Source organism: Salipiger sp. HF18 (genome assembly GCF_011806505.1).
Taxonomy (GTDB): Bacteria; Pseudomonadota; Alphaproteobacteria; order Rhodobacterales; family Rhodobacteraceae; genus Salipiger; species Salipiger thiooxidans.
In genome coordinates, this window is record NZ_JAATOS010000226.1 from 1 (window position 1) to 6,472 (window position 6,472).

Annotated in this window: 7 protein-coding genes and 1 pseudogene; 7 read left to right on the forward strand and 1 reads right to left on the reverse strand. The window is 70.7% G+C overall.

Annotation, left to right across the window (positions count from 1 at the left end; genetic code table 11):
- The 3 genes from HC022_RS16625 to HC022_RS16635 all read left to right on the forward strand — a co-directional run.
- Positions 1 to 288, forward strand: a 288-nt coding sequence (locus tag HC022_RS16625; RefSeq protein ID WP_175583619.1) for a tripartite tricarboxylate transporter TctB family protein, incomplete at its 5' end; no start/stop codon positions are given.
- A gap of 13 nt (positions 289 to 301) precedes the next feature.
- On the forward strand, positions 302 to 1,342 hold the full coding sequence (locus HC022_RS16630; protein WP_167453171.1) for a YeiH family protein: 1,041 nt from the start codon (positions 302 to 304) through the stop codon (positions 1,340 to 1,342).
- Positions 1,343 to 1,426: 84 nt separating this feature from the next.
- Positions 1,427 to 2,446 carry a helix-turn-helix domain-containing protein gene (locus HC022_RS16635; protein ID WP_167453172.1) on the forward strand — a complete coding sequence of 340 codons (1,020 nt, stop codon included), beginning with the start codon at positions 1,427 to 1,429 and terminating at the stop codon, positions 2,444 to 2,446.
- A gap of 10 nt (positions 2,447 to 2,456) precedes the next feature.
- Here the strand turns inward: HC022_RS16635 and HC022_RS16640 are convergent, their stop codons facing one another.
- Entirely contained in the window at positions 2,457 to 3,224 is a 768-nt protein-coding gene (locus tag HC022_RS16640) for a hypothetical protein (protein ID WP_167453173.1), read from the reverse strand.
- 334 nt (positions 3,225 to 3,558) lie between these two features.
- Here HC022_RS16640 and HC022_RS16645 point away from each other — a divergent pair, with 334 nt between their 5' ends.
- The 4 genes and pseudogenes from HC022_RS16645 to HC022_RS16660 all read left to right on the forward strand — a co-directional run.
- Entirely contained in the window at positions 3,559 to 4,053 is a 495-nt protein-coding gene (locus tag HC022_RS16645) for a hypothetical protein (RefSeq protein ID WP_167453174.1), read from the forward strand.
- Positions 3,953 to 4,981: an ABC transporter substrate-binding protein gene (locus HC022_RS16650; RefSeq protein ID WP_167453175.1), complete on the forward strand. Its 1,029-nt coding sequence runs from the start codon at positions 3,953 to 3,955 to the stop codon at positions 4,979 to 4,981. Before HC022_RS16645 ends, HC022_RS16650 begins: the two co-directional genes overlap by 101 nt.
- Positions 4,982 to 4,989: 8 nt before the next feature.
- On the forward strand, positions 4,990 to 5,661 hold the full coding sequence (locus HC022_RS16655) for an ABC transporter ATP-binding protein (protein ID WP_217704013.1): 672 nt from the start codon (positions 4,990 to 4,992) through the stop codon (positions 5,659 to 5,661).
- 1 nt (position 5,662) lies between these two features.
- Positions 5,663 to 6,472: pseudogene (locus HC022_RS16660) on the forward strand (glutamine synthetase); the annotation flags it as partial.

The following is a 6,472-nucleotide window of genomic DNA, read 5'->3' on the forward strand; positions in this document are numbered from 1 at the left end:
GCCGTGGTCACCCGCCACGTGGTCGAGGACCGCTCGGACGGCTCGACCCCGCGCCGGCTGGCTGTGCCGGTGGCGATGGCGGTGGGCGTGATGCTGGTGCCGGTCCTGGGCTTTGCCTGTGCGGGCATCGTCATGGGGCTGGCGCTGATGGTCTGTGCCGAGCATGAGCGCCGCAGCGCCGGAAGCTGGGCGCTGCTCGCGGGTGGCGTGGCGGCGATCATCCTCGCCTTCACGCTGGGCTTCCGCGAGATCCTGTCGGTGCCGCTGCCCGGCGGCCGGCTGTTCTGAACGGGCGGAGGGCATGGCGATGCGATCCCCGGGCGTGACCCTGCCGCGCCGTGCTGCGCTGGCGTCCACGGTGCGCAGCCACTGGCCGGGCGTGCTGGTCTGCGGCCTCGCGGCGCTGGCGGCGCAGTTCCTGTCGGACCATTACGGCGCGCCCGCGATGCTGATGGCGCTGCTCATCGGGCTGTCGCTGCATTTCCTCGTGGAAGAGGGCGAGCGCTGCGCCGCGGGCATCTCGGTCTCGGCTCGCACCGTGCTGCGCATCGGCGTGGGACTCCTGGGCGCGCGCATCAGCTTCGAGGTCTTCGCCGAGCTCGGCCCCGGCGTCATCGCGCTGGTGGTGGCGGCGCTGGCGGCGACCATGGCCTGCGGCTGGCTGGCGGCGCGGGTGCTGGGCCGGGGCTGGCGGCTGGCGATCCTCACCGCGGGCTCGGTGGCGATCTGCGGCGCCTCCGCCGCCATGGCGATCGCCGCGGTGCTGCCGAAGAACCCGCTGTCCGAGCGCAACCTCAGCTTCACCGTGTTCTCGGTCACGCTGCTCAGCACGCTGGCGATGATCCTCTACCCGATCCTCGCGCAGGCGCTGGGGCTGGGCGAGCTGGCCTCGGGCGTCTTCCTCGGCGGCACCATCCACGACGTGGCGCAGGTGGTGGGGGCGGGGTTCTCGGTCTCGGACACGGTCGGAGAGACCGCCACCACGGTCAAGCTGATCCGGGTCTCGATGCTGGCGCCCTTCGTGCTGATCCTGACGCTGGCCCTGCGCCGCGCCGGGGTCGAGGACCGCCACGGCAGCGCCCGCCCGCCCGCGGTGCCGGGCTTCGTGTTGTGCTTCCTCGCGCTGGCGATGGTCAACACGCTGGGCTGGCTGCCCGAGGCGCTGCGCTCGCTGCTCTGGGCGGCGTCGAAATGGGCGATGCTCACCGCCATCGCTGCGGTCGGCATGAAGACCGAGCTGAAGCGCATTCTCGAGGTGCCGCGCCAGTCGGTGGTGCTGATCGTGCTCGAGACGGTGTTCATCGCCATGTTCGTGCTGGGCGGGACGCTGCTGCTGACCTGACCGCCCCGCGCGCGGAGGTTGGCGTTTGCGGCAAGGCTGTGAAAGGATGGCCGGACGTCCCCTTTTCCCACGCCCGGTCCCCCGATGCAGCAGGCCCGATCCGACCTGACCGACGCCGCCCGGCCCCAGGCCGCGCTCGGCGACGTGTTCCGCGCCGAGATCCTCGCCGCGCGGCTCGAGGGCGCGCTGCGCGCCGATGCCGAGCTGGCGGCCCTGTGGCGCGGTCAGGCGGCGGTGCAGGAGGCCTGCGCCTCGGCCTGGCTCGAGGACCTGCCGGTGACGCCCGAGGACCTGCTCTGCCGCAGCTTCCGCGACCGGGTGGGCGATGCCGACCGCGACCGGGCCTCGCTGACCGCGGCGGGTCTGTTGCGGGGGCTGCATTCGCCGGGTCCGCTCGAGACCAACCCCGAAGAGGTGCTGATCCGGCTCTGGACGCTGGCGGCGGGCGACCGCGTGCCGCCCTTCCTGCCCGAGGATTTCGACGCGGTGCGCGCGGTGCTGGCCGCGGCCGAGAGCCCGATCCTCGGCGCGCTCTCGGTTGCGCGGCTGGTGGGCTACGCCACCGAGGGCCGGGCACCCGCGGTCGAGCGGCTGGCCTTCGTCGCCGCCGACCACGCGCTGCGCGGCTCGGGGCGCTTCATGCTGGGCGAGGCCGAACCTCATGCGCTGGTCGCCGCGCCGCGCGGGGTGTGGGTGCTGCAGCCGGCGCTGGGGCTGGTGGACAATGGCTTCCGGCTCTGGTCGGTGGCGGGCCCCGAACGCACGGCCGAGCTGCTCGCGGGGCTCAGCCGGACGCTGGAGCGCGGGCTCGGGGCGCTGCCGATGCTGCGGCGCTGGCTCGAACAGGCGGGGGCGGCGAGTGGCGGCGCCCATGGGGCCTCGCGCCTGCCGCAGTTCCTCGACCTGCTCAAGACCCGGCCCATCGTCACCGGGCCCGGCGCGGCGCAGGCATTGCAGATCACCCCGCGCGGAGCGCAGAAGCTCATCGATCAGGCCGCCGAGCTGGGCCTCGTCGCTAAGATCACCCCGCGCGCGACGTGGCGGGCCTGGGCGGTGACGCCCTTCGCGCGGATGCTGGGCCGGGGGCCGGTGCAGGCCCCCTAGCGCCGGCGTCTTACGGAGACAGCACCTTCACGGTGAAGCCCCAGACGTCCTCGGGCCCGTTGCCGTCGTCGTAGAAATTGTACTCGTAGCTCAGGCCAAGCTGGACCGGCGTTGCGCCGAAGCTCACCAGCTTGCTGAGCTGCAGGCCGACGGGGATCGAGACGAACTCGTCCTGTTCCCAGTCGTAGGTGAAGGACATGTCCGAGCTGCCGATAGACCAGCCGTCGTTCAGTGTGACCGAGAAGATCGGCTGCAGCACCGAGACATTGACCGGGTCGCGGTCGCCGTCGCCACCCATGTCGATGATGTTCTGGTTGAACAGGCCCCAGATGCCCCAGTTGGCCTGCGCAATGAAGCCCGCCGCCGGGCCGAGGCCCCAGCGGTCGGTGGTCAGGTCGTCGTCGCCCACCGGCAGCAACGCCACGGCGCCGAGCCCGAAGCGGCCCCAGCTGCGGTCGAAGGTGGTGAGGTTGAAGACCGTGGCGTCGGACCAGCCCTCGGTGTCGCCGGGGCTCGAGGTCACGTAGGGCAGGGTCAGGCGGAAGATGTTGTTGGTGCCGCCCAGCGTGTAGGGAATGGCTAGCCGGAACTGAAGCCGGTTGCCGTCGGCGTCGTCGAGCCCGTGATAGCGCGACGTGTAGAAATCCTGAAACACGTAGGCGGTGAGCGAGGCGGTCGGATCGCTTGCCGCCTGGTTGAGGTCCTGGCCGCCGTCCTGTGCCGTGGCCGCGGTGCCGAGCACTCCGGCAAGCACCACGGTTGAGATAAGACTACGCATGCGAGATGTCCTTTGTCCGTGCGGGGCGGGGCCTCGGGCGGCGGGGCGGTCGTCCTGCCGGTGAAGCCTTGTCCCGGGATGCCCTTCGCGCGGAATCCGCGCCAGCGTCATTCTATCATAGCGTGTGCCTCGCGTATCGCGCTTTTCACACGCCTTGCGGAGGTATGGGGCCACCGTCTCCCCGCGATCACGGTTGCCCCGGAGGGGCCTGTGTCTTTGTCGCGCGAAGCGCGCGCCGGTCAGGGCGCGCCGGGCGGGTGGTCGGCACGGAGGCTGCCGCGGGCGGGCTGCCCGAGGGCTTCCTCGACGCGGTGAACGAAACCCGGGCGGCGCAATGCGCGACGCGACCGGACCCGCCGGGGCGGGGCTTCTGACGATGATCGACCGTGCCCTCGGCGTGGTCGGTTTCGTCTTCCTGCAGATGCCGAAGCTGAGCCTTGGCGTGATGACCCTGCCCACCGCGGCGACGATCCTGCTGCGGCCCTTCGACATCACCTGCTTCTGGATCTGGCCGTGGACTGGTCTTCTTCGTCTGGAGACGTCGCCCATGTCGCTGAGGAAGGCCTCGACCACCCGCCGCGAACCGGAAAAGGTGACAGGCGTGGCCGTGACGGGTGCCGGTGCGCACCACCTCGGGCTGGGCGCCCGCCTTGAGCTTGTGTGCCTGTCCCGAAAGGTTCCCGGCAAATCGGAAGAGCTCGGAGAGCCCGATGCCAAGCGCGCCGCCGGTGCGGATCAGCACATCCAGCGATGGCGAGGTCTGGCCGGTCTCGAGCCGCGACAGCTTTGCCGCCGCCACGGCGCAGATCCCCGCCGCCCGTGCCTTTGAACGGGATGCAACCGCCGCGCCCGATGGCCCGCCCGCTGGGGCGGTCACCTTCCTCTCGGCCGAGAAGCTCTCGGGCAAGTGGGACCCCTGCAACCACGCGCTGCTGTCCTGCGGGGGCCCGGTGATCTCGCCCGCCCACGTGGTGGATGCGGGCACGCTCGACGAGACGTTCGTCGGCACGGGCCCCTTCAGGTGGCTGTCCTACGAGGGCGAAGAGGCCGGCGTGAAGCGCGAGGCCAACACCGGATATTGGGACGGCGCGCTGCACCTTGCCGGGTACGTCTTCCGCTTCGCCGGGGACAGCCAGACCCGCCGTGCCACGCTGCAGCCCTGGCAGGCGCAGATCATCGACCGGGACGAGCCGGACAGGATCCCGATGATCGAGCCCGACCCGAACCTCGGCGTGGGGCGGGCGGAATGGGTCGAGAGCAAGTGGCTGACCTTCCGCATCGCCCAAGAGCCGATGAACACCCTCAAGCTGCCTCAGGCCATCGCCCCCGCGATCGACGTGGCGTCGATCGTCGAGAACATCATGATGGGCTCGGGCAAGGCCAACAGCGCGCTCCTGACCGCCTCGCACATGTTCGCGGGCGCCTCCGACAGCTGCCCGACCTATGCTCCGGAAAAGGCCAAGGCGCTGCTTGCCGGGGCCGGCTACCGGAAGGGCGAGGGGCTGCGCGAGCTGACCTGCCACGTCTTGGTGGGGTTCTGCCCGAAGACCAACGAATACGGTCAGTTCATCGTCCAGACCCTTGCCGACATCGGCATCGAGGTGACCCTGCAGACCCTTGAGGTCGCCAAGTACAACCAGATGCTCTTCGGCCCCGGGGCGGGCGATCTCTTCGACCACGGCTGGTTCGTCGCCACCACCGACCCCGAGGTGCTGCTCTCGTCGCTGCTCCGCGCCACCCCTATTCCGACGGGCTGATCCGCCCGGTGCCCTCCAAGAGCGTGGGCCAGCCGTCGGACTTCCTGATGCAGGTGCCGGGGCAGCTTTCCGGCGGCCAGCGCCGGCGCGTGGCCATCGCGCCGACGCTGGTGCCCGAGCCAGAGCTGCTGCTGCTCGACGGGCCGGTCTCGGCGCTCGACGTGTCCATCCGGGCGCGGGTGCTCAACCTGCTGGCAGATCTGCACCGGGATCGCGGGCTCGGCTACCTTGCGGTGTCGCATGACCTTTCGGTCCTGCGCTTCCTGTCGCACGATGTCGGCGTGATGCACGGGGGCCGCACCGTCGAGCGCGGCAGCGTCGAGCGGGCCACCACCGCGCCGGAACACGACGACACGCGCCGCCTGCCCGAGGCGGCGCCGACCATCGCCCGCTCGCTGGATCGCTGGCGGCAAATACGGAGAGCCAGAATGTGTGACACCATGATCGCCATGGGCACGATCACCGGGACCGGGCGAACCTGCCTCGCCAAGACCTCGGACCGAGAGCCGAACGAGGCGCAGTATCTCACCCCCACCCCCGCCGCCGTGCGCACCGTTGCGGCGACGCCGGGCACGTTGCAGGCCGACCGCCTGCCGCCGCGCGGAGGCGACCTGCGCGGGCCGTACCTGAAGGAGGTCGCCGCCCCGGCGCCCGCAACCGCAGTGAAGGAACCCGCCTGACATGGATGCGCCGACAGCGACAAATCTCACCGGGTACGACGACCTGCACGTGGGGATCTTCGATCTCGACGGATTGTTCCGGCACAAGCTCGTGGACGCGAAGAAGGCGGCGAAGCTGATCGACAAGGGCTACAGCTTCTGCGACGTCATCCACGCCTGGGACAGCGCCGAGATGCAGTGGGAGGACGACCGCACCTACATCGACCGTCCCGCCAGGGTCTATCCCGAGACCATCCGCCACTGGCCCTTCGGCCCGCGCGCCGGGGTGGCCATTGCCGATTTCACCGGAGAGTACGGCGAGAATTCGCCCCGCAACCAGCTTGCGCGCCAGCTCGACAGGGCCGGGGCCATGGGCCTCGAGGTGACCGCGGCCTTCGAGTACGAGTTCTTCCTGCTCGACGAGACCGCCGACAGCCTGCGCGCCAAGGACTACCGGGACCTGCAGCATTTCGCCAAGGCCAACCGCACCTATTCGCTGCAATCCGCCGCCTCCTACGGCGATCTCTTCGACGGGCTGCGCGCCTGCATGAAGACGCTGGGCATCGGGCTCGACAGCCTCCATACCGAGCTCGGGCCGGGCTGTTTCGAGGCCCCGCTGGCCGCCGTGCAGGGGATCCGCGCTGCCGATGACGCGGCGCTCTTCCGCAACTTCGCGCGGGCCTATTTCGCGCGCGCCGGGCTGACGACGGTGTTCATGTCGAAGCTCGATCCGGGGCTCTCGGGCCAGTCGGGGCATTTCCACGTCTCGCTGCAGCGCGCCGGCGTGCCGGTGTTCCGTGATCCCGACGCCCCCGACGGGCTGTCTCAGGAC

What these genes read in the sequence shown, in the direction of transcription:
- HC022_RS16645 (WP_167453174.1), top strand. Translation starts at nt 3,559, where the DNA reads ATGCGCGACGCGACCGGACCCGCCGGGGCGGGGCTTCTGACGATGATC.
- HC022_RS16640 (WP_167453173.1), bottom strand. Translation starts at nt 3,224, where the DNA reads ATGCGTAGTCTTATCTCAACCGTGGTGCTTGCCGGAGTGCTCGGCACC.
- HC022_RS16635 (WP_167453172.1), top strand. Translation starts at nt 1,427, where the DNA reads ATGCAGCAGGCCCGATCCGACCTGACCGACGCCGCCCGGCCCCAGGCC.
- HC022_RS16630 (WP_167453171.1), top strand. Translation starts at nt 302, where the DNA reads ATGGCGATGCGATCCCCGGGCGTGACCCTGCCGCGCCGTGCTGCGCTG.